The following is a 20,953-nucleotide window of genomic DNA, read 5'->3' on the forward strand; positions in this document are numbered from 1 at the left end:
CAACCTACATTGACATCATGACCGAGGCAACGGATCTCGCCGAGCAGGCAGGTGCCCGCGACCCGCGCGTGGGGCTGCGTTCGGTCGCCGCGCTGCGGCGGCTGCTCGAGCAACTGGAAGCGGTACAGGTGCGCAGCGCGCGCAATCAGGGCTGGTCGTGGCAGGAGATCGCGGCCGAGCTTGGGGTCAGCCGACAGGCCGTGCACAAGAAGTACGGGAGGCGATGATGTTCGAGCGGTTCACCAAAGGTGCCCGGGACGTGGTCAAGGGCGCCGTCACCCATGCGGAGCGCGAGCGCGCCCCGCACATCGACGAGGGGCATCTGCTCCTCGCGGTCCTCGACGCCCGCGGCACCCGGGGCTCCTTCGCCCTGGGCGCGCTCGGGGTGGACGCCGAGGGGAAGCGCGGGTCGATCGGCGAGGCGCTGGTCACCGCGCGCCGCCGGGCAGGTCTGAGCCAGGCGGACGCCGAGGCGCTCGCGGGGCTCGGTATCGACGTGGACGAGATCGTCAGCCGGGTCGAACAGGCCCACGGCGTCGGTGCGTTGAGTGGCGGGCGGCGACTCGGCGGGCGGCGGCCCTTCGCCAAGGAGGCCAAGGGGGTCCTGGAGTCGTCCCTGCGGATGGCGCTGGCCCACCACGACCGCGCGATCGGCGACGAACACCTCCTCCTCGCCCTCGCGGCCCGCCCCGGCATCGCGTCCGACGCCCTCGCCGGGCACGGGGTGACCGTGCCGGCGGTGGAGCGGGTGCTGTACGGGGGCGGGGCGGCAGCAGCGGGCTGAAGGGGAGCGCGGCTTTGGGCGGGCCTGGGCTCGAACCCGGGCTCGCATCCGAACCCGGCCTCGAATCCGAACCCGGGCTCGAATCCGAACCCGGCCTCGAACCTGAACCCCAGCTCGTGTTCCGGTTCGGGTCGCCCGTCCGCCGTCCGCCGTCCGCCGTCCGCCGTCCGCCGTCCGCCGTCCGCCGTCCGCCGTCCGCCGTCCGCCGTCCGCCCCTCCGCCCTCCGCCCGTCCGTCCGGAGGGCCGGTGCGGCTCACCCCCTCGGCGTGTGCAACGCCGCCGTGATGTGTGCGGCCGCCTCCGCCAAGTGGTGGCGGGTCGTGCGGAGCTGCTCCTCGGAGACGCCGTGGTCGCGGGCCGTGTCGCGGATGTCGTCGCGGAAGCGGTCCAGCAGGCGGTCCAGGTCACGGGCCGGGTCGCCGGTGGAGTCCGCCGCCGCCCACGCCGGGACGTACTCGGTGGGGACCGCGTCCGACGTGGGGCGGTACTCCGGCTCCGCGGGTGCCGGGCGGCCGGTCTCCGTGGACTCCTCGGCCTGCCCGGCACCGAAGTCCTTGCCGAAGTCCTTGCCGAACGACTTTCCGAACTCGCCGAACTCCTTCGCCAGTTCGGACAGCCCCTCGCGCACACCGGTCGGCCAGTCGCCCCGCGCGAAGTGGTCCTGCACCTGGTCCTGGACGCGCTTGGCCATCCGCTGCAACTCGTCCTGCGCCTGCTCCCGCACCTTGTCCTGGGTCTCCTTGGCCTGGCGGCGCGCCCGCTGGGCCTCCTCACGGGCCCGGCGGCTCTCGTCCTTCGCGCGCCGCGCCTGCTCCTTCCACTCCTGCCTGGCCCGGCGGAGCTCCTCCTTGGCGGTGCGCCAGGACTCCCTGTCGGTGAAGTCCTTGAGGTCGCTCAGGTCCGGCCCCGAGCCGGTGCGGGCGCCGCGGGCCTGGGACGTGGCCGCGCGCACCTCGCGGCGCAGGTCGCCCACCGCCCCGCGCACGTCGTCGCGGATCTCGGCGGCCAGCTCGGCCACCGAGTCGCGGATCTCCAGCTCCAGGTCGGCGAGCTCGCCGCTCCGGTCGGCCAGTTCGGCCCGCCCCGCGTCGGTGATCGCGTACACCTTCCGGCCGCCCTCGGTCGTGTGGGTGACGAGCCCCTCCGACTCCAGCTTGGCCAGACGCGGGTAGACGGTGCCCGCGGAGGGGGCGTACAGACCCTGGAAACGCTCCTCCAGAAGGCGGATCACCTCGTAGCCGTGGCGCGGGGCCTCGTCGAGCAGCTTGAGGAGGTAGAGCCGCAGACGGCCATGGGCGAAGACGGGAGGCATGTCAGAGCACCTTCTTGTCGGCGGGGGCGTCGGCAGCGGCGGAGGCGTCGGCAGGGCCGGCGGGATCGGTGACCGTGCCGGCGGGGTCGGCGGCGGGGCCGGTGGAGGGGCTGGTGGAGGGGCTGGTCGGACCGGGGTCACTGGAGCCGGCATCGGAGGGCTCGGCGCCGGACGGCCCCGGCACGTCCCTGGGCGGCGGCTCGAACGGGTCTCCGTCCTCGCCCGGTGGCCTGCGGAGCAGGGCTATCGCGCCGGAGACCGTGGTCGCCTTCAAGGTGCCGGTGCCCGCGCCGAGACGGCCGGTGATCTTGTGTGCGCCCCATTGGCCGGATACCCGCAGTCCGTCGAAGGCGTTCGACACCGCGCCGCTCGCCGTGTTCGCCTCGACCTTCGTGTCCGCCGGGTGCGGGATACGGATGGCGATCTCGCCGGAGACGCTCGTCAGGCTCACGTCCGTGGGGCCCGCCGGGTCCAGGTCGACGACCATCGAGCCGCTCACGGTGTCCGCCTTCACGACGGAACCCGAGCCGTCCACGACGGTCAGATCACCCGAGACGGAGCTGAACCTCAGGTCTCCCGTGACCGCCTGCGCCTCGACGCTGCCGGAGACCGTGCTCGTGCGCACCGGGCCGGTGACGCCGACCAGCGTGGTGTCGCCGGTGACCCCCTTCACCTCCGCGTGCCCCTCGATGCCGGAGACGACGGCGCCCGCGCCGACCACACCCACCTCGACCCGGGTGCCGCTCGGCACGGCGAGCGAGACGACCGCGCTGCGATGCCGGCCTTTGCGGTCGAGCCATTTGAGGAAGCCCTGCCAGGGCAGGTCGTCATAGGCGACGGCGAGCGTGCCGTCCTCCTGCGTGACCCGCAGCGCCGGGCCCTCGATCCGCGAGATCTCCAGGCGGGCGGAGCTCTCCTCGGTGCCCACCACATTCACCGTGCCGTTGACGATGCGCACGTGCAGGGCCGTCACCGGCTCGTCGAAAGTGAGCTTCTGCGGCTCCGCGACGGACCACTCGGGCATGGTGCGACCTCCTCGGCAGTGAACGCGCCATATCGCGTCCCCTGACAAACACGATATATCGCGGATTCCGTAAGTCAAGACTGCTGCGCGACCTCACACTCGTGAGGCTGAAGCGTCGGTGTCCGGGAACCTCGAAGTCCCGCGGAGTGAACTCGCGAAGCGCCTATTTGTGGGCCAACCCTGCCGAACTGTCCTAGCGTGGGGCCATGCCACCCCTCGAATCCGCCGGTGCGCTCCTGCTCTGCCGCGCCGAACCAGCCGTCGTCGGCCCCGCCGCCCAGCTGCTGCGCGAGCGGATGCTGCTCGTGGGGGCCGGGCACGAGTGGAGCGTCCTGGTGCCGGAGGGCAGACCGTGGCTGGGCGCGAAGCCCGGCGGCGGCGAACCCGTCGACCGGGTCCTCGGCGGCTGGGCCGGTGCGCTCGCCGTCGGTGCGCCGTGGCCCGTGCTCGCCCTGTGGTGGGACGCCGACCGCAGCGGGTTCACGCTCGCCTCGGGCTTTCGTCGGCCCGTCGGCTACGAGTGGCTCGCGAACGGCACCCCGGTCGGCGAGGACGAGGCCATGCGCACCTTCGCCGCCCGCCTCGGCCTGGACCCCGTGCTCGACGTGCAGTCCCTCGACGCTCTGGCCAAGCCCGACACCGCCGCCGACGCGCGGGCCCGCATGCTCGGTCTGCTCGCCGTCCTCACCCGCACCGGCCTCGAACTCCCCGCAGGGCTGGCCCCCGGTGAACCGGCCGACCGGCTCCGCGAGGCGGCCCGGGGCCGGGCCGACGCCGAGACGATCGAGTGGCCGGGCTGGCGGGACGCCGTGCACGCCGAGCTCGACGTCGTGGAGAACACCGGCATCGGCCCCTGGATGCGCGGCCCCAGAGCGCGCTGTGTCGCCGCCGCGCAACTCGCGGCCGGGGTGCCGCTGGCGGTCCACGGGCTGCGGCGCCGCAGCGGTGGCTGGCTCACGGCCGCCGCGCTACTGCTGGGGCAGGGTGCGCTCGGACTCGTCTACGACAGGATCCGCGCGGCCCGCGACTGAACCGTTGCCGCGTACGCCCCTGAGATCGCCACCACAGGCGCGACTGTGCCCCGACAGCCGGTCGGCACTACTCGTCCTCGTCGTCCTCGTCGTCGAGCCGCGCCAGCCACGTGGCCAGGCGCTCCACCGGCACCTCGAAGTCAGGGTTCAGGTCGACGAACGTCCGCAGCTGCTCGGCGAGCCACTCGAAGGTGACCTCCTCCTCGCCGCGCCGCTTCTCCAGCTCTTCGATGCCGCGGTCGGTGAAGTACAACTTGCGCTCCTGGTGCGTACGGGACTGGCCCTCTCATCGTAGGCCGCTCGTACAGCCACCACTCCCGTGGCCGCTCGCGCTGTCGGTCCCGCAACTGCTCAGGCAGTCGCTCACGGAGTGTGCCGAGTTGGTACAGCGCGGTCCCCGACTTCCTGGAATGTCCCATGTGTCGCTCCCGCCGTGCCGCGGCGCGTCCGTACCCGCACACAGTCGGGCACCGATGACGGACCGAGCGGAAGGCTGGTGCAGCGGTGGCCGAGGTCACGGTACGAACGCGCCTGGAGGTACGCGACCGGGCGACCTGGACGGAGATCTTCTACGACCTGGTGCTCGCCTTCGGCGTCGCACAGATCGCACACGCGCTCGCCGGGCATGCCGACTGGCGCTCCCTGGGTACCTGTCTGCTCGTCCTGGTCCCCTTGTGGTGGGCCTGGGTGGATGTCGTCATGGCCATGAACGCCGTACGCGAGACCAGCGCGCAGCGCGTCTTCTTGTTGCTCGCGGGCCTTGCCACCTACGGCATGGGGGTCGCGGCGCCGCACGCTCTTGACGAGCGGTCGGAAGCGCTCCTCTATGCGGGGTGTTACCTCGCGTTACGCCTGCTCATCGGCGAGGCGATCCGCCACGAGTGCGCCGTCTACACCATCCACCCCTACCGGGCAGGACTCGCCTTCGCCCTCGCGCTGTTCGGTTGCGCCGCGCTGCCCGAGGCATGGCGGCCGGTCTGCTGGGTGGTCGCTGTCGTCGCCGAGCTCCTCGCCCCGCTCGTCCTGAGCGGGCACCTCAGGCAGCTCGCCTTCGGCGTCAACCACCTGCCGGAGCGGTTCGGCATGTTCGTGATCATCGCTCTGGGGGAGAACGTCCTCACGGTCGGCGCCGGCCTCGCCGGGGCCGAGCCGGGCGCCGTCGTGCTGCTTGCCGTCGCGCTCGCTTTCCTCATCGGCTGCGCCCTGTGGTGGCTGTACTTCCACCTCGTCGCCTCCGCCGTGGCGCACGCGCTGCGCACGCACCCGACACCGGCGGTCGTGGTGCGCGACGTGCTCAGCTACGGCCACCTCGTCATGGTGTCGGGCCTGCTGCTGGTCTCCGTGGGCGCCGACCTGATCGTGAAGGAGCCGACGGCGACGCCGCACGCGTTCGCCGCGGCGCTGCTGCCCGGGGGAGCCGCGCTGTTCACGCTGACCTTCTGCTACACGCGCCGGCGAATGTTCGGCGCGGCCTCCGTGACACGGTTCGCCGGCGGGCTCGCCCTGGTTGCGCTCGCCGTGCTGGCACCCCGGCTGCCCGGACTCGCCACGCTGGCGGCGGCGGGGGCGGTGCTCGTCTCCGTGAACGGCGCGGAGTACTGGCTCATCGCCTCCGGGCGGCAGGTCCCGCTGCTCTTCCGAAGAAGCAACATGCCTGGTAAAGCGGCCAGTTGACGTAGTGCGGGCCCCGACCTGGGTCAATGCGGCGCCCGCGCCCGTGCGGCCCGCGACCCCTCGTACCCCGCACCTAGCGTTTCCCCGTACTCACCTTCTCGTCCCACCTTCCCGCACCTCGCTTTCCCGTACATCGCCTTCTCGTACTTCGTCTTGGAGTACTGGCGTACATCGCCTTCTCGGACACACCACTTCGGCATGAAACAAGGAGGTGCCGCCATGCCGTCTCGCGGCACGAGGCCGGCTCTGCTCGCCTTGTCCCTGGGGTATTTCAGCCTGGGGACTATCTCGCTGGCGGTCGTCGGCCTCAACGGGCCCATAGGGGACGACCTGCATGTCGCGCCCGCGCGCGTGGGGCTCCTCGTCACTGTCTTCGCCCTCACGTTCGCCGTCTTCGCGCCGGCCGCCCCCATCCTGCTGCGCCGCTGGAACCGCAAGCGGGTCCTGCTGCTCGGCATCGGACTGCTCACCGTGGGCGCCGCGCTCAGCGCCGTCGCCCCCAACTACGGCTTCCTGACCGCCACCCGCGTCCTCGGCGCGATCGGCGCTGCCGTCTTCGGCCCCGGCTCGTCGGCCGCGGGCTCGCTCATCGTGCCGCCCGAACGCAGGCAGCGGGCTCTCGCCGTCGTCTTCGCGGGCATGACCGCGGCGGCGGTGCTCGGGGTGCCGCTCGCCTCGTTCCTCGGCGGCAGCCTCGGCTGGCGCCCCGCGCTGCTCGGCGTGGCGGCCCTGTCGGCGGTCGCCTGCGTCCTCGTCGCCGTCTACGTCCCCGAGATCCCGGCCGGTGAACCGCCGACCGTCCAGGCCTACCGCAACGCGCTGCGCACGCCGGCGGCCCTGTCCACCGTGTCGACGACATTGCTGTTCATGTCGGCGCAGTTCACCGTCTACGGCATCGCCGGCGCGTATCTGAAGGACCGCTTCGACGCGTCGTCCGGGCTGATCTCCGCGACACTGCTGGCGTTCGGCGTCATCGGTGTCGCGGGCAACGCCCTGTCGCCACGCATCGCCGAGAAGATCGGCGGCGCGCGCACCATCACCGTCGCGGTGGTCGGGCTCGCGTCCGGGTTCGCGCTGCTGCTCGTCGCGCCGCACTCGACGCCCGGGCTCGTCGTCTTCGCGTACTGGGCGTTCTTCAGCCAGATGTACCAGGCGCCGCAACAGGCCCGGCTCGTCGACCTGGTGCCGACCCAGCCCGGAATGATCCTCGCCATGAACGCCGCCGCGCTCTACCTCGGTATGAGCCTCGGCAGCTTTGTCGGCAGCTCGTTCCTGCCGGACCTCGGCGCGGGCCCGATCCCCGCGATCGCCCTCGGCATCCTGGTGCTCGCCGCGCTCGCGCACGCCGCGTCGGCGCGCAAGGTCGGCGTCGCGGCCGAGGTCCCCGAGCCCGTCCGCACCGCCTGACCTTCCGCGCCGCCTGACCTTCCGCACCCCATGACCCGTAACAAAAAACAGGAGAAACCATGTCCCAGCACCACCACGTGCAGCTTGTGCGCGACTACCTGGAGAACGTCTGGAACGAGGGTCAGACCGACCGCGCCGACGAGTACCTCGCCGCCGACCTCATCCAGCACAACCCGAACCTGCCCGACGGACGCGCCCCGCTGGTCGACTTCATCGACGGCTTCCGCAAGCAGCTGCCCGAGGCCCGGTTCGAGATCCGCCGGGTCGCGAGCGACGACGGCCTGGTGTTCGTGCACTCCCGGTTCCGGCCCACGCCCGACGCCCGCGGCACCGTCGTCGTCGACGTGTTCCGCATCGACGACGGCCGTATCGCCGAGCACTGGGACGTACGGGAGGACGTTCCCGAGTCCACCGCGAGCGGCCACGAGGTCGTCTGACCCGCGCCGCACGCGAACCGTTCCCCCCGCTGCCGCCCCGACCCCCTGGGGCGGCAGCGCCGTTTCCGGAAGAAGGAGAAACACCATGGCCCCAGTGACCCGCCGGGGATTTCTCGGCGCGGCAGGTGCCGTCGCCACCGCGACCACTGTCGCCGGGGGCGCCACGGCGCGCGCCGCCGCCTCCACCTCCTCTGCTGCCTCCACCGCCGACACGTCCACCACCGTCGTCGACACGGTCACCGTGACCCCGGGCGACCCCCGCTACCTCGACCTGACGGCCCGCGGATACAACGCCAGATTCACCGCGAGACCCGACTCGATACGCCTGGTGCACAGCACGGCGCAGGTGGTGTCCGTGGTGCAGGAGGCCGTGAGCGCGGGCCGGCGCATCGCCGTGCGCGGCGGCGGGCACTGCCTGGACGGGCTCGTCGACGACCCGGCCGTGCGGGTGCTCATCGACCTCTCCGAGATGGACGCCGTCACGTACGACAGGGCCCGCGGCGCCTTCTGCGTCGAGGCCGGTGCCACGCTCGGGCACGTCTATCGCACCCTCTACCTGGAATGGGGCGTCTCCGTGCCGGGCGGCACCTGCCCCACGGTCGGTGTCGGCGGCCATGTCAGCGGCGGCGGCTACGGTGCGATGTGCCGCCAGTACGGAACCATCGTCGACCACCTCTACGCGGTGGAGGTCGTCGTGGCCGACGCCGCCGGGACCGTACGGTCGATCGTGGCGACCCGGGAGGCGGGCGACCCGCACCGCGACCTGTGGTGGGCCCACACCGGCGGCGGCGGGGGCAACTTCGGGGTCGTGACGCGCTACTGGTTCCGCTCGCCCGGCGCCACCGGCAGCACGCCCTCCGCCCTGCTGCCCAAGCCGCCCGCCACCCTCCTGAAGACCACGGTCAGCTGGAAGTGGACGGACCTCACCGAGGCCGCGTTCACCCGGATCGTGCGGAACCACGGCATCTGGCACGAGGCCAACAGCGCCGCCGGCACCCCGTACGCGAGCCTGCACAGCGTCCTCATCCTGAACAACTACGCGCAGGGCGCCATCGTCCTCAATGTCCAGCTGGACGGCTCCCTGCCAAACGCCGCCGACCTCATGAACAGCTACGTGGCCGCCGTCACGGACGGGGTCGGCGTCGCCCACGCCACCTCCACCACGCGTTCGCCCTGGCTGAAGGCGACCCTGAAGGACCCCTACGACACGGGCGTGTTCAACCGCACCAAGTCCAAGGGCGCGTATCTGCGCGAGCGCTGGTCCGACGCGCGGACAGCCGTGCTGTGGCGCAACCTCTCCGACACCGCCTACGACGGGCATGCCGGGATACTGCTCTACTCCTACGGCGGTCAGGTCAACACCGTCGCGCCCGCGGACACCGCGCTGGCCCAGCGCGACTCGATCCTCAAGGCCAACTTCACGACCTACTGGCCCGACCCCGCCCAGGACGAACGGCACCTCGCGTGGATGCGGGCGCTCTACCACGACCTCTACGCCGCCACCGGGGGCGTACCCCTGCCGGACGGGCCGGACGACGGGTCGTACATCAACTACCCGGACACGGATCTGACGGACGCCGCGTACAACACCTCGGGCGTCGCCTGGCAGACGCTCTACTACAAGGGCAACTACCCGCGGCTGCGGCAGATCAAGGCGGCCTACGACCCGAAGAACGTCTTCCGGCACGCCCTGTCGATCACGGCGGCCTGAACCTCCGGCCCGCCCGCCGACACGAAGGAGCCGCGCCCAAAAGGGCGCGGCTCCGACCTGTGCGAGGGGCGAGGGCGCGGACTCAGCCGAGCACGGGGAACGTCACCCCCGTCAGCGACTCGCTCAGCTCCCGCAGCCGGGCGCGCGCCACCGGGTCGTACGCCTGGGAGCCGGCCCGGGTGCGGCTGTCGCGGTTGAAGTACTCGCCGCTGACCTGGGCGAGCGCCGGGTCGGTGACGAGGCGCGCAGTGTGCCGCATGCCCTCCTCGACGGTGCTCTGCGGACTGAAGAGGTTCACCACCATCTTGGTCGGCATGTACGACGCCGGGTGCAGGGCGTTGACCGTGACCCCGGTGCCCGCCAGCTGCTCGGCCAGGTCCACGGTGAGGCTGATCTGCGCCAGCTTCGCCTGGCAGTAGGCCTGTACGCCGTCCCAGCGGCGCTCCAGCATCACGTCGTCGAAGTCGATCGGGGCCTGCCCCGCCGAGCTGACGTTGACGATCCGCGCGGGTGCCGAGCGCACCAGCAGCGGCGCGAGCCGGCAGCTGAGCACGTAGGCCGCCAAGTAGTCGACCTGGAAGGTGAGTTCGAGGCCGTCCTGGCTCTCCTGGCGGGCCAGTTCCACGCCGATGCCGGCGTTGTTGACGAGCACGTCGAGCCGGCCGTACGTGGTGAGCACCCGGTCGGCGAGCTTGCCGATGTCCTCCAGGGAGGAGAAGTCGGCCAGCTCGTAGGTGAAGCGGTCCGCGCCGGTCGTGTCCCGCAGCTCCTGGAGCAGGTCCTGGCCCTTGCGGGGGTTGCGGCCGTGCAGGATCAACGTGGCGCCCTGCGCGGCCAGTTCGTGGGCGAGGGCGCGGCCGAGTCCGTCGGTCGCGCCGGTGATGAGGATGGTCTGTTCGCTGACAGGGGTCATCGGCGTCGAGCTCTCTCTGGTGAAAGGGGGCGGGCTCACGCGCTCACGCGTACTGCCGCAGTTCTTCGGGGGTCTGGTCGGTGAAGCCCTGGCTGACCTCGACGACGATGCCGTCGGGGTCGGCCACCCAGACCGTCTTCCAGCCGGGGATGAACGTGTCGAACTCCAGCGGGCCGAGCAGCACCTCCAGTGCTCCGTCGGCCGCGGCCAGGAACGCGTCGACGTCGTCGACCTGGAAGGCGAGGTGGCGGGCCGCGCCCGGGTTCTCCGGCCCGTCCTTGGCCGTGGCGAAGGCGGGCTCCGCGGCCGTGGGGAAGAGTTCGAGGTAGACCGGGCCGCTCCTGAGGAACACCACCCGGGTCCCGTCGGCCTCGACGACCCGGGCGCGCTCGAAGCCGAACCAGCGGTGGTAGAACTCCTCGGTGGCGGCCTGGTCGCGGCAGTTGAGGCCGACGTGCGCCCAGCGTGCCTGCACGGGTGCGGACATGGGCCTCACGCTCCGGTGACCGGGGCGAAGGGGACCGTGTCGTGCACGTTCGTCATGTAGACGATGCGGCCGTCGCCGATCCGGAAGTAGTTGCACACGTCCGCCTCGACCGTCTCGCCCTTCGGGGTGCGGGCGGAGATGTGCGAGACGACGGCGGCCTGGTCGCCGTCGACGACCACGTGCACCGGGACGTTGGAGAAGGACGCGTACATCTGCGGGAAGCCCTTCATCATGTCCCGCAGCGTCTCGCGGCCCTCCACGTGGCCGGCGAGCTGCTCGTCCATCGTCTGGTCGACGGCGAACAGGTCGCACCAGGGGTCCCAGTCACCGGAGTTGGCGAGCCGGTAGTACGTGTCGACGATCTCACGGGTGTCCATCGCAGCCTCCTGCTTCACGAAACGGTGGTCGGTTCACGGCAGCGGTACGTCGAGCTGGCGCATCAGGCCCGCCGTGTCGGCCTGCACCCAGCGCTCGACGACCTTGGAGTCCTCCAGGCGGTAGACCTCCAGGCTGGTCCAGGAGACCTCGCGGCCGTCCGGCTCCTGGCCGAAGAACGGGGCGATGTGCTTGCCGTGGAAGGTGATGTGCATGATCACCTTGTCCGGGGCGGCCGGGTACAGCGCGTCGAGGCCCACGGTGAAGTCCAGCGCGTCGTGCGCGGCCTTGATGATCACCTTCAGCTCGTCGAGGCTCGCCACGTCCCACGCCGGGTTGTTGTCCCGGAAGGTGGGGCCGAACAGCTCGTCGAGATCGTCGTAGCGGCGCTCGTTCACGGCGTCGCTGACCGCCTGCACGGTGGCCAGGTTCGCCGCGTCGGTGGAGACCTGCTCGCGCAGGCCGAGCAGGTCGTCCTGGGCCCAGCGCTCGACGAGCCGGCCGCCCTCGGCGCGCCAGATCTCGGTGGTGGTCCACTCGACGTCGCGGCCGGTGGCGGGGTAGCCGAACGCGGCGCCCGCGTGGGTGCCGGTCAGCTTCACCCGGGTGACGACCTTGTCGTCACCGAGGGCGAGCGCCTCCTCCAGCTCCCCCTTCAGGTGCCACGTCGTCTGCGCGTCGCGCAGCGCGGCGAGGTAGTCGTCGAGGCCCTTGATGTCGAAGCCGGGGTGGTGGTCGACGAAGTCCTGGCCGATGACGTCGGCCACGACCGCGTGGTCCCCGGAGTTGAAGGCGTCGAGGAAGCGCCGGTACAGCTCGGTCGGTTCAGGCGTGGGCATGGTGGGTCCCCTCGGTCCGTCGGTGATGTGGGTCCTTGATGAGTTCGGCCGCGCGCTCGCCGATCATGACGCTGGGCGCGTTGGTGTTGCCGGCGACGATCGTCGGCATCACCGAGGCGTCGGCGACGCGCAGCCCGTCGATGCCGTGCACCCGCAGCTCGTGGTCGGTGACCGCGTCCCGGCCGGTGCCCATGCGGCAGGTGCCGGCCGGGTGCCACAGGGTGGTGGCGCGCGCGGCGACGTACGCGCGCAGTTCGTCGGGGCGGGAGATCCCGGCGCCGGGGCCGAGCTCCTCGCCGCGCAGCCGGTCGAAGGCCGGCGTGTGGGCCAGCTCCCGGGCCAGCAGCACCCCGTGGACGAGGACGTCCACGTCGGCCGCTGCCGTCAGATAGCCCGCCCGCACGACCGCGGGGGCTGTCGGGTCGGTGCCGCGCAGCCGGATCCTGCCCCGGCTCTCGGGGAGCAGCGCGATCGGCGCGAACGTGAAGCCGGGGCCCTCCCACTGCGCGGCGGGCGCGTCCGGCGGGAGGAACTTGACCGGCCCGAAGGTGAACTGGAGATCGGGTGCGCCGTCCCGCCGCAGGGCGTGTGTGAACAGGCCCGCCTCGGAGAGCAGCGCCCCTTCAGGATGCTCCTCGCGGGCCTGGTAGCACACCGGCACGAACAGGTGGTCCTGCAGATTGCCGCCGACGCCCGGCAGATCCTGTACGACGTGGATGCCGTGCGTGCGCAGGTGCGCGGCCGGGCCGATCCCGGAGAGCATGAGCAGCTTCGGCGACTCGAAGGCGCCCGCGCTGACCACGACCTCCCGCTCCGCCGCGGCCCGTACGAGCTGTCCGCCGCGCGCGTACTCGACACCGGTGACGCGGGTGCCGTCCAGGAGCAGCCGGGTGGCGTGCGCGCCCGTCTCCACCGTCAGGTTGGGGCGGTCGAGCGCCGGCCGCAGATAGGCCGTCGCCGTCGAGGCGCGGGCGCCCTCGTCGGTGCGGGTGGTCTGGTAGAGGAAGCCGTACCCGTCCTGCCGCTCCCCGTTGTAGTCGTCGCCCGGCGCGTCGAAGCCGAGCTGTCCGGCGGCGGCCACGAACGCCCGCGCCAGGGGCGAGGGTTCGGTGTGGTCGCGCACCCGTACGGGGCCGCCCTTGCCGCGCAGGGCGTCGCCGCCGCGGTCGTAGTCCTCGGCGCGGCGGAACGCGGGCAGCACGTCCGCGTACCCCCAGCCGGGGTTGCCCGCGGCCGCCCAGCCGTCGTAGTCGTGGCGGCTGCCGCGCACCCACATCAGGGCGTTGACGGAACTGCAGCCGCCCGCCACCTTGCCGCGGGCCACCGGGATCCGGCGGCCGTCGAGCGCGGCCTCGGGCTCGGTCGCGTACCCCCAGTCGATCGAGGGGCTCCACTCGCTGGTCAGCAGGGCGAGGACGGAGGCGGCGTCGGTGCGGTGGATCTCCGGCCGGTCGTCCCAGCCGCCCGCCTCCAGGAGCAGCACCCGTACGTCCGGGTCCTCACTCAGCCGGCTCGCCACGGCGCAGCCCGCGCTGCCGGCGCCGACCACGATGTACTCGTACGACATGGGCATCTCCCGCATGGGTGGGTGGCGAGGGCTCAGGCGGGGTTCAGGTCGCCGACGCGGTAGGTGCGGATGCGCAGTGCGCCGTCGGCCGGGTCGCGGACCAGCTGCCAGCTCTGGTCGATGCGCAGGGCCGAGACGCTGCCGTCGGGGAGGTTCTTCGCCGTCCACACGACGGTCACCTCGATGTCGACGAGACCGTCGTGCTCGTCGGTGCGCAGCTTCTCCACGATGTGGCTCTGCGGCCCGAAGCTCTCGCCCACCACCTGGTACCAGTCGCGGAAGTCCGCGTGGCCGCGCAGGGTGCGCTCGGGGAAGGCCATCTCCAAGCCGTCGTCGACGACGTACGGGAGCAGGTCCTCGACCGGCTCGTGACTGCTGAGGATGTCGTACCAGTGCTGGACGAACGTGGCGGCGTCCTGGACGGACGCGGTCCGCGGGCTCTGGGCGGTCGTCATGGCTGGATCCCTCTCACTGGAAGTGGCCGGGCCGGTCGAGGCTGTCGCGGCTCTCGTCCGGCTTCGATTCCGCCACGGGCCCGCGTCCGGCGGCGCCGGCGGCGAGCCGGGTGGCCGCATTGCGTGAGGTCGGGCGCCGGGCTTGCCGAGATCGCCGGGCGATATGCCGTAGTACGACCGCCCACTTGGGGATGTGGTGCGACCCCCTGGCCTGTTCCTGGTGGATCGCGGCCCGCGGCCCGTAGACATGAGCTCGACCGGTCCCCACCAGGCACGAGTCGTACGAGAGGACCTTCCATGAGCAAGCGCATCCTCGTTGTCCTGTCCGAATACGGTTACTGGGGCGAGGAGTTGATAGGACCGCTGGAGACCTTCGACAAGGCCGGCTATCACGTCACCTTCGCGACCCCGACCGGCAAGCGTCCCGTGGCGCTGCCGCCGAGCATGGACCCCGACTACGTCGACCCGCCCCTCGGCCGCTCCGTCACCACGCCCGAGATGGCCGCCAAGGTCCGCGCGGTCGACACCTCCTCCCGCCTCGACGGGCCGCTCGACCTGTCGTCGTGGCTGCCCGACAGGCCCTACCGCTCCAAGCCGTACTTCCTGCGCGACTGGGAGGCGTACAACACGCGCCTGGAGCAGATCCGCGAGCAGATCGCCGGGCGCTACGACGCGCTCCTCATCGTCGGCGGCTCGGGCCCCATCGTCGACCTCGCCAACAACTGGCGGGTGCACGACCTGATCCTCGCCTTCCACGCCCTCGACCGGCCGATCGCCGCCGAGTGCTACGGCGTCGCGCCGCTCGCCTTCGCCCGTGACCAGGAGGACCGCGTCTCCATCATCCGCGGCAAGCACGTCACCGGGCACTGCATCGAGTACGACTACAAGGACGGCACCGGCTTCATGGGCACCGACTTCGTGATCGGCCCGCCGCCGTACCCGCTGGAGTACATCCTGCGCGACGCGACCGCGCCCGGCGGAGCCTTCCACGGCAACTTCGGCAAGGAGACCTCCGTCATCGTCGACTACCCGTTCATCACCGGCCGTTCGACCCCGGACTCGTACCTGACGGGCCAGAAACTCGTCGAGGTCCTGGAGCACGGCCTGCGCCAGTGGGGCTTCGCGCCCGCCAACTGACGCCCTTCGGAAGGCAGTTACGTAGGAGAGGTGGACGCATCATGGTCAGCAGGCCCGCGCGGGTCGCGATCCTCGAACAACTGCGGGCCGACGGGGTCCGGTACATGTTCGGCAACCCCGGCACGGTCGAGCAGGGTTTCCTCGACGAATTGCGCAACTTCCCGGACATCGAGTACATCCTCGCGCTCCAGGAATCCTCGGTCGTCGGCCTGGCCGACGGCCACGCGCGGGCCACGCGCTCCCCGGCCGTGCTGCAACTGCACACCGGGGTCGGCGTCGGCAACGCGGTCGGCATGCTCTACCAGGCCAAACGCGGACACGCCCCGCTGGTGGCGATCGCCGGCGAGGCGGGCCTGCGCTACGACGCCATGGAGGCCCAGATGGCGGTCGACCTGGTCGCCATGGCCGAGCCCGTCACCAAGTGGGCGACGCGCGTCGTCGACCCGGAGTCGACGCTGCGGGTGCTGCGGCGCGCCTTCAAGGTGGCGGCGACCCCGCCCTACGGGCCCGTGCTCGTCGTGCTCCCCGCCGACGTGATGGACCGGGACACCGCGGAGCCGGCCGTGCCCACGTCGTACGTGGACTTCGCGGCCACCCCCGACCCCGACGTGCTCGACCGGGCCGCGAGCCTGCTCGCGAGCGCCGAGCGGCCCCTGGTCATCGCGGGGGACGGCGTCCACTTCGCCGGCGCCCAGGAGGAGCTCGGCCGGCTCGCCGCCCTGTGGGGCGCCGAGGTGTGGGGCGCCGACTGGTCCGAGGTGAACCTCTCGGTCGAACACCCCGCCTACGCGGGCCAGTTGGGCCACATGTTCGGAGAGAGCAGCCGGAAGGTCACCGGCGCCGCGGACGCCGTCCTGCTCGTCGGGACGTACGCGCTGCCCGAGGTCTACCCGGCTCTCGACGGGGTCTTCGCCGACGGCGCCCCCGTCGTCCACATCGACCTCGACACCGACGCCATCGCCAAGAACTTCCCCGTCGACCTCGGTATCGCCGCCGATCCGCGGCGCGCCCTGGACGGGCTCGCGCGCGCCCTCGGACGGCGGATGAGCGGCGAAAGCCGGGCGCGGGCCACCGAGTGGTTCCGGCAGCGCTCGGCAGGGCGCGCGTACGAGATCGCGGCGGCCCGGCAGCTGGACGAGGCCGCGCTCGACGCCGGCGCCCTGCCGACGACCGCCTTCCTCCAGGAGCTGGCCCGCCGGCTCCCCGAGGACGCGGTGGTCTTCGACGAGGCGCTCACCTCGTCGCCGGACGTGACCCGGCACCTGCCGCCGACCAGGCCGGGCCACTGGTTCCAGACCCGCGGCGGCTCCCTCGGCGTCGGTATCCCCGGCGCCCTGGGCGCCCAGCTGGCCCATCCGGACAAGACGGTGGTGGCCTTCACCGGCGACGGCGGCTCCATGTACACGATCCAGGCGCTGTGGACGGCGGCCAGGTACGGCATCGGCGCGAAGTTCGTCATCTGCAACAACAGCAGCTACAAGCTGCTCGAACTCAACATCGAGGAGTACTGGAGAACGGTCGACATCGGGGCGCACGCGCAGCCCGAGATCTTCGACCTGTCCCGGCCGGCCATCGACTTCGTGGCGCTCGCGGGCTCCCTCGGCGTCCCGGCCGTCCGGGTGGAGAAGCCCGATCAGGCGAAGGCGGCGGTGGACCGGGCCCTCGGCACACCGGGCCCCTTCCTGATCGACCTGGTCACCGGACGCGGAAGGGAGGAGTAGCCGTGCGGCTCACCGGCCACAAGATCGCGATCCTGATGGAGAGCGACTTCTACGAACCCGAGATTCTCTACTACCAGCACCGTTTCCCCGAGGAGGGCGCCGAGGTCCACTTCCTCTCCCGGATGTGGGGGAAGGAGGAGATCACCTTCCACGGGCACGAGCACCGGATGCCGTTCGTCGTCCGGGAGTCCTTCGAGGACGTCGACGAGTTCGCGCTCAAGGAGTTCTCCGCCGTCATCGTCCCCTCCGGCATGGTCTCCGACCGGCTGCGCTACACCGAGGACCCGGCCGAACTCCCGCCCGCTGCCCGCTTCCTGCGCCGCGCGTTCCAGGACCCGGCGATCCTCAAGGGCATCATCTGCCACGGCATGTGGCTGACGGCGCCGCTGCCTGCCCTGGTCCGCGGGCGGCGCGCGGTCGTCCACAACAACCTGCTCGGCGATCTGCGCAACATGGGCGCCGAGTACGTCGACGAGGACGTCGTCGTCCACGGCGACCTGGTCACCGCGCGCACCGGCGGCCACTGCCACCTCTTCGCCCGGACCATCATCGACCTGCTCGCGGAGCGCGAACGGCCGGTCATCGGCGGGCGCCGGGCCGCGCTGGGGGGTGCCCGATGACCGCCGTCCTGCACCCGGCGGCCCGGGTCCCCATCAGCGACCGCATACCGATCCGCGACGTCACGCCCCAGGTCGGCGGCGGCGCCGTACCGGTGAAGGCGGTCGTGGGGGAGACCCTCACGATCGGCGCCACCGTCTTCCGCGAGGGCGCCGGCGAGATCGGCGTCAACGTCGTCCTGCGGGATCCGCTGGGCCGGCCGGGCCCCTGGACCCCGATGACCCTCGTCGACCCGGACGCCGACCGGTGGGAGGCCACCGTCGTGGCCGGTGACGCCGGGCCGTGGACGTTCGGCGTCGAGGCCTGGGCCGACCCCGTCGCCACCTGGCGCCACGACGCCCACCTCAAGATCCCCGCCGGGGTCGACGTCGAGCTGATGCTCGCCGAGGGCGCGCTCCTGTACGAGCGGGCCGCCTTCGGGATCCCGGACAAGGACCGCCAGGAGGCGGTGAGCGCGGTGGCCCGGGCGCTGCGCGACGATGCGAGCCCGCTCCCCCGGCGACTCGCCGCGACCGCCACCCCCGAGGTGGTCGCCGCGCTGCGGCGCCATCCACTGCGCGAACTGATCACCGCCTCCTGGCCGCTTCCCCTCCTCGTCGAGCGCCGCCGGGCCCTCGTCGGCGCCTGGTACGAGATGTTCCCGCGCTCGGAGGGCGCGGAGCTCACCGCCGGCGGGCCGCCGGTCAGCGGCACCTTCGTGACGGCGGCACGGCGGCTCCCGGCGATCGCCGCGATGGGCTTCGACGTGGTGTACCTGCCGCCGGTCCACCCCATCGGGCGCACCCACCGCAAGGGCCGGGACAACGCGCTCGTCGCCGGCCCCCACGACGTGGGCTCGCCCTGGGCGATCGGCTCCGCGGAGGGCGGGCACGACGCCGTCCACCCGGACCTCGGCACCCTCGACGACTTCCGTCAGTTCGTCGGGCGCGCCGCCGAGCTGGGTCTGGAGGTCGCGCTCGACTTCGCGTTGCAGTGCTCACCGGACCACCCGTGGCTCACCGAACACCCGGAGTGGTTCACCCAGCGCGCGGACGGCTCCGTGGCCCCCGCCGAGAACCCGCCCAAGAAGTACGAGGACATCCACCCCCTCGCCTTCGAGCGGGACTTCGAGGGGCTGGTCGCCGAGAGCGTGCGGCTGCTGCGCTTCTGGATGGCGCAGGGCGTGCGGATCTTCCGCGTCGACAACCCGCACACCAAACCCGTCGGCTTCTGGAAACGGGTCATCGCCGAGATCAACACCCGCGACCCCGACGTGGTGTTTCTGGCCGAGGCGTTCACCCGGCGCGCCATGGTGCACGCCCTCGCGCAGGCCGGCTTCCAGCAGTCGTACACGTACTTCACCTGGAAGAACGAGAAGGCGGAGCTCGCCGAGTACGCCACCGAACTCGCCCACGAGAGCTCCGGCTTCCTCCGCCCGAACCTCTTCGTCAACACCCCCGACATCCTCCACGCCCACCTTCAGGACGGGGGCCGCCCCGCCTTCGAGTCGCGTGCCGTGCTCGCCGCGACGCTCGCCCCGTCCTGGGGCATGTACGCCGGCTACGAACTGTGCGAGAACGAGGCGCTGGAGCCCGGCACCGAGGACTACGCGGCGTCCGAGAAGTACGAGCTGCGGCCCCGCCACTGGGCCGCAGCCGAGGCCGGGGGCCGCACCCTGGCCCCGCTCATCACCCGGCTCAACCGGCTCAGACGGGACCACCCCGCCCTCCAGGAACTGCGCAACCTGCGCCTCCACCGCGCCTCGCACCCGCACGTCCTCGCCTACAGCAAACAGGTGGTGCTCGCGGACGGCTCCACGGACACCGTCCTCGCCGTCGTCAACCTCGACCCGCACCACCCGGCCGAGGCCACCGTCACCGTCGACCTGGCCGCCCTCGGCCTGCCCGACGACGGTTCGCTCAAGATGCGCGACGAACTCACCGGCGAGATCCACGCCTGGCATCACGAGACCTACGTACGCCTGGAGCCCGGCCGCACACCCGCCCACCTCCTGGTCCCCGTGGAGGCGGCGCCATGACGGTCGCCACCGCGGACGCCGGACAGCGGCAGCTGCTCGCCCCGCTGCTGCCGCTGCTCGCGCCCTGGCTGCTCACCCGCCGCTGGTACGCCGGCGGGGCCGGGCCCGCCGAGGGGCTCACCCCGGTCGTCGCGCACGTCGTACGGGACGAGGCGCCCGCCCTGGTGCACACGGTGCTGCGCACCGGCGACGGGCTGCTCCACCAGTTCCTCCTCGGCCTGCGCCCCGAGCTGCCCGGCCGGCTCGCGGGCGCGGCCATCGCCCGGGTCCCGGAGGGCCGCTGGCAGGGGTGGACGCTGTACGAGGCCACGGAGGACGCCGCGCTGATGGGCGTACTGCTGCGGCATCTCGCCGCCGGGACGGCCGGAGGAGCGCGGGTGGAGCGCGTCACCCGGCTCCCGCTGCCGGTCGGCCTCGTGCCGCGGCCGCTCGGTGCCGACCAGAGCAACAGCGCTGTCGTCTACGGTGACCGGCTGCTGCTGAAGCTGTACCGGCGCCCCGAACCGGGACCGCACCTGGAGGTCGAGACGCTGCGCGCCCTCACCGAGGCGCGCAGCGCCCGCACCCCCAGGCTGCACGGCACCCTGACGGTGCAGGGGCAGGGGCAGGATCTGGTGCTCGGCCTCCTGGAGGACTTCCTCCCGGTCGAGGAGGACGGCTGGCAGGCCGCCGTGCGCCAGGTCGCCGACTGCGTCGACGGCACCTGCCCCACCGTCCCGGCGACCGGCGGCTTCACCGCGCGCGCCCGCGCCCTCGGCACGGCCGTCGCCGAGGTGCACGCCGTGCTCGCCGACGCCTTCCCGCGCACCCGGGCCACCCCGGACGACGTCGCGCGGGAGGCGGCCCTGATGACCCGGCGGCTGGAGGCGGCGGCGGCCGAGGTGCCCGCGCTCGCCCGCTACCGCACCCGGATCGCCGCGCTCCACGACGACTACGCCCGGGCCGGCTCGCGCGGCTGCCCCGTCTTCGTCCAGCGCGTCCACGGCGATCTGCACCTGGGCCAGGTTTTGCCCGCGCAGGACGGCTGGCACCTGATCGACTTCGAGGGGGAACCGGACCGCCCCGCCGCCGAACGCGCCCTCCCACAGCCGGTGTTGAAGGACGTGGCGGGCATGCTCCGGTCCTTCGACTACGCGGCACAGGCCGGCCTGCGCCGGCTCGCCGAACGCCGTCCGGACGACAGCCCGGCCGTCCGGGTGCGCCGGGCCCGCCGGGCCCACGCCTGGGCCGTGCGCAACCGGCGCGCCTTCATGGCCGGTTACGCCGACGCGGGCGGCACCGACCCGCACTGCCACCCGGTGCCACTGCGCGCCTTCGAGGCGGACAAAGCGGTCTACGAGGCGGTCTACGAGTCCCGGCACCGCCCGGACTGGCTGCCCATCCCGCTGGCCGCGGTGCACCGGATCTCCGGGGCCGCCCGCTGACCAGCGGGCTCGACGACGA

General features: G+C 72.4%; 21 protein-coding genes. 12 read left to right on the forward strand and 9 right to left on the reverse strand.

Features of this window, described 5'->3' with window-relative positions; genetic code table 11:
- The first annotated feature begins 17 nt into the window (after positions 1 to 17).
- Positions 18 to 227 carry a helix-turn-helix domain-containing protein gene (locus ACZ45E_RS14855; RefSeq protein WP_363196008.1) on the forward strand — a complete coding sequence of 70 codons (210 nt, stop codon included), beginning with the start codon at positions 18 to 20 and terminating at the stop codon, positions 225 to 227.
- The gene (locus ACZ45E_RS14860) at positions 227 to 784 is read left to right on the forward strand and encodes a Clp protease N-terminal domain-containing protein (RefSeq protein ID WP_468220792.1); all 558 of its coding nucleotides are present in this window, start codon (positions 227 to 229) and stop codon (positions 782 to 784) included. Before ACZ45E_RS14855 ends, ACZ45E_RS14860 begins: the two co-directional genes overlap by 1 nt.
- Positions 785 to 1,038: 254 nt before the next feature.
- Here ACZ45E_RS14860 and ACZ45E_RS14865 read toward each other — a convergent pair whose 3' ends face one another.
- Both ACZ45E_RS14865 and ACZ45E_RS14870 read right to left on the reverse strand, forming a co-directional pair.
- Positions 1,039 to 2,097 carry a helix-turn-helix transcriptional regulator gene (locus ACZ45E_RS14865; RefSeq protein ID WP_468220683.1) on the reverse strand — a complete coding sequence of 353 codons (1,059 nt, stop codon included), beginning with the start codon at positions 2,095 to 2,097 and terminating at the stop codon, positions 1,039 to 1,041.
- Between the two features lies 1 nt (position 2,098).
- A complete protein-coding gene (locus ACZ45E_RS14870) occupies positions 2,099 to 3,121 on the reverse strand; it encodes a DUF4097 family beta strand repeat-containing protein (RefSeq protein ID WP_468220685.1) in 1,023 nt (340 codons plus the stop codon).
- Between the two features lie 206 nt (positions 3,122 to 3,327).
- On the opposite strand from ACZ45E_RS14870, the gene ACZ45E_RS14875 reads away from it, so the two are divergent.
- The gene (locus ACZ45E_RS14875) at positions 3,328 to 4,152 is read left to right on the forward strand and encodes a hypothetical protein (protein ID WP_468220688.1); all 825 of its coding nucleotides are present in this window, start codon (positions 3,328 to 3,330) and stop codon (positions 4,150 to 4,152) included.
- 67 nt (positions 4,153 to 4,219) lie between these two features.
- On the opposite strand, the gene ACZ45E_RS14880 is transcribed toward ACZ45E_RS14875, so the two are convergent.
- Complete coding sequence (locus tag ACZ45E_RS14880) at positions 4,220 to 4,405, reverse strand: DUF6104 family protein (RefSeq protein WP_010061466.1); 186 nt, start codon at positions 4,403 to 4,405, stop codon at positions 4,220 to 4,222.
- 251 nt (positions 4,406 to 4,656) lie between these two features.
- On the opposite strand from ACZ45E_RS14880, the gene ACZ45E_RS14885 reads away from it, so the two are divergent.
- The 4 genes from ACZ45E_RS14885 to ACZ45E_RS14900 all read left to right on the forward strand — a co-directional run bounded on the left by ACZ45E_RS14885 (position 4,657) and on the right by ACZ45E_RS14900 (position 9,381).
- Entirely contained in the window at positions 4,657 to 5,826 is a 1,170-nt protein-coding gene (locus ACZ45E_RS14885) for a low temperature requirement protein A (RefSeq protein ID WP_468220690.1), read from the forward strand.
- Between the two features lie 219 nt (positions 5,827 to 6,045).
- Complete coding sequence (locus ACZ45E_RS14890; protein WP_468220692.1) at positions 6,046 to 7,233, forward strand: MFS transporter; 1,188 nt, start codon at positions 6,046 to 6,048, stop codon at positions 7,231 to 7,233.
- Positions 7,234 to 7,292: 59 nt separating this feature from the next.
- On the forward strand, positions 7,293 to 7,670 hold the full coding sequence (locus ACZ45E_RS14895; protein WP_468220695.1) for a nuclear transport factor 2 family protein: 378 nt from the start codon (positions 7,293 to 7,295) through the stop codon (positions 7,668 to 7,670).
- Between the two features lie 85 nt (positions 7,671 to 7,755).
- Positions 7,756 to 9,381, forward strand: coding sequence for an FAD-binding oxidoreductase (locus tag ACZ45E_RS14900; protein ID WP_468220697.1), 1,626 nt, complete (start codon positions 7,756 to 7,758; stop codon positions 9,379 to 9,381).
- A gap of 82 nt (positions 9,382 to 9,463) precedes the next feature.
- Here the strand turns inward: ACZ45E_RS14900 and ACZ45E_RS14905 are convergent, their stop codons facing one another.
- Genes ACZ45E_RS14905 through ACZ45E_RS14930 form a run of 6 tightly spaced genes read right to left on the reverse strand, consistent with a single transcriptional unit; the run spans position 9,464 to position 14,017 of the window.
- Positions 9,464 to 10,294 carry an SDR family NAD(P)-dependent oxidoreductase gene (locus tag ACZ45E_RS14905; RefSeq protein WP_468220699.1) on the reverse strand — a complete coding sequence of 277 codons (831 nt, stop codon included), beginning with the start codon at positions 10,292 to 10,294 and terminating at the stop codon, positions 9,464 to 9,466.
- 43 nt (positions 10,295 to 10,337) lie between these two features.
- Entirely contained in the window at positions 10,338 to 10,781 is a 444-nt protein-coding gene (locus ACZ45E_RS14910) for a VOC family protein (RefSeq protein WP_468220701.1), read from the reverse strand.
- Positions 10,782 to 10,786: 5 nt separating this feature from the next.
- On the reverse strand, positions 10,787 to 11,158 hold the full coding sequence (locus ACZ45E_RS14915; protein ID WP_468220704.1) for a nuclear transport factor 2 family protein: 372 nt from the start codon (positions 11,156 to 11,158) through the stop codon (positions 10,787 to 10,789).
- A gap of 33 nt (positions 11,159 to 11,191) precedes the next feature.
- On the reverse strand, positions 11,192 to 11,995 hold the full coding sequence (locus ACZ45E_RS14920) for an ester cyclase (RefSeq protein ID WP_468220706.1): 804 nt from the start codon (positions 11,993 to 11,995) through the stop codon (positions 11,192 to 11,194).
- Positions 11,982 to 13,562: a GMC family oxidoreductase gene (locus tag ACZ45E_RS14925; protein WP_468220709.1), complete on the reverse strand. Its 1,581-nt coding sequence runs from the start codon at positions 13,560 to 13,562 to the stop codon at positions 11,982 to 11,984. The genes ACZ45E_RS14920 and ACZ45E_RS14925 overlap by 14 nt, the downstream gene beginning before the upstream one ends.
- A 32-nt stretch (positions 13,563 to 13,594) precedes the next feature.
- Entirely contained in the window at positions 13,595 to 14,017 is a 423-nt protein-coding gene (locus tag ACZ45E_RS14930) for a nuclear transport factor 2 family protein (protein ID WP_468220711.1), read from the reverse strand.
- A gap of 297 nt (positions 14,018 to 14,314) precedes the next feature.
- Here ACZ45E_RS14930 and ACZ45E_RS14935 point away from each other — a divergent pair, with 297 nt between their 5' ends.
- Genes ACZ45E_RS14935 through ACZ45E_RS14955 form a run of 5 tightly spaced genes read left to right on the forward strand, consistent with a single transcriptional unit; the run spans position 14,315 to position 20,934 of the window.
- The gene (locus ACZ45E_RS14935; protein WP_468220713.1) at positions 14,315 to 15,154 is read left to right on the forward strand and encodes a type 1 glutamine amidotransferase domain-containing protein; all 840 of its coding nucleotides are present in this window, start codon (positions 14,315 to 14,317) and stop codon (positions 15,152 to 15,154) included.
- Positions 15,155 to 15,195: 41 nt separating this feature from the next.
- Positions 15,196 to 16,875, forward strand: coding sequence for a thiamine pyrophosphate-binding protein (locus tag ACZ45E_RS14940; RefSeq protein WP_468220716.1), 1,680 nt, complete (start codon positions 15,196 to 15,198; stop codon positions 16,873 to 16,875).
- Positions 16,876 to 16,877: 2 nt separating this feature from the next.
- Positions 16,878 to 17,495, forward strand: coding sequence for a DJ-1/PfpI family protein (locus ACZ45E_RS14945; protein WP_468220718.1), 618 nt, complete (start codon positions 16,878 to 16,880; stop codon positions 17,493 to 17,495).
- Entirely contained in the window at positions 17,492 to 19,510 is a 2,019-nt protein-coding gene (locus ACZ45E_RS14950; protein ID WP_468220720.1) for a maltotransferase domain-containing protein, read from the forward strand. The genes ACZ45E_RS14945 and ACZ45E_RS14950 overlap by 4 nt, the downstream gene beginning before the upstream one ends.
- Positions 19,507 to 20,934 (forward strand): maltokinase N-terminal cap-like domain-containing protein, encoded by a 1,428-nt coding sequence (locus ACZ45E_RS14955; RefSeq protein ID WP_468220721.1) that lies wholly within the window; start codon positions 19,507 to 19,509, stop codon positions 20,932 to 20,934. The genes ACZ45E_RS14950 and ACZ45E_RS14955 overlap by 4 nt, the downstream gene beginning before the upstream one ends.
- Positions 20,935 to 20,953: the final 19 nt, after the last annotated feature.

The sequence above is a fragment of the Streptomyces sp. NPDC030991 genome (genome assembly GCF_055571235.1).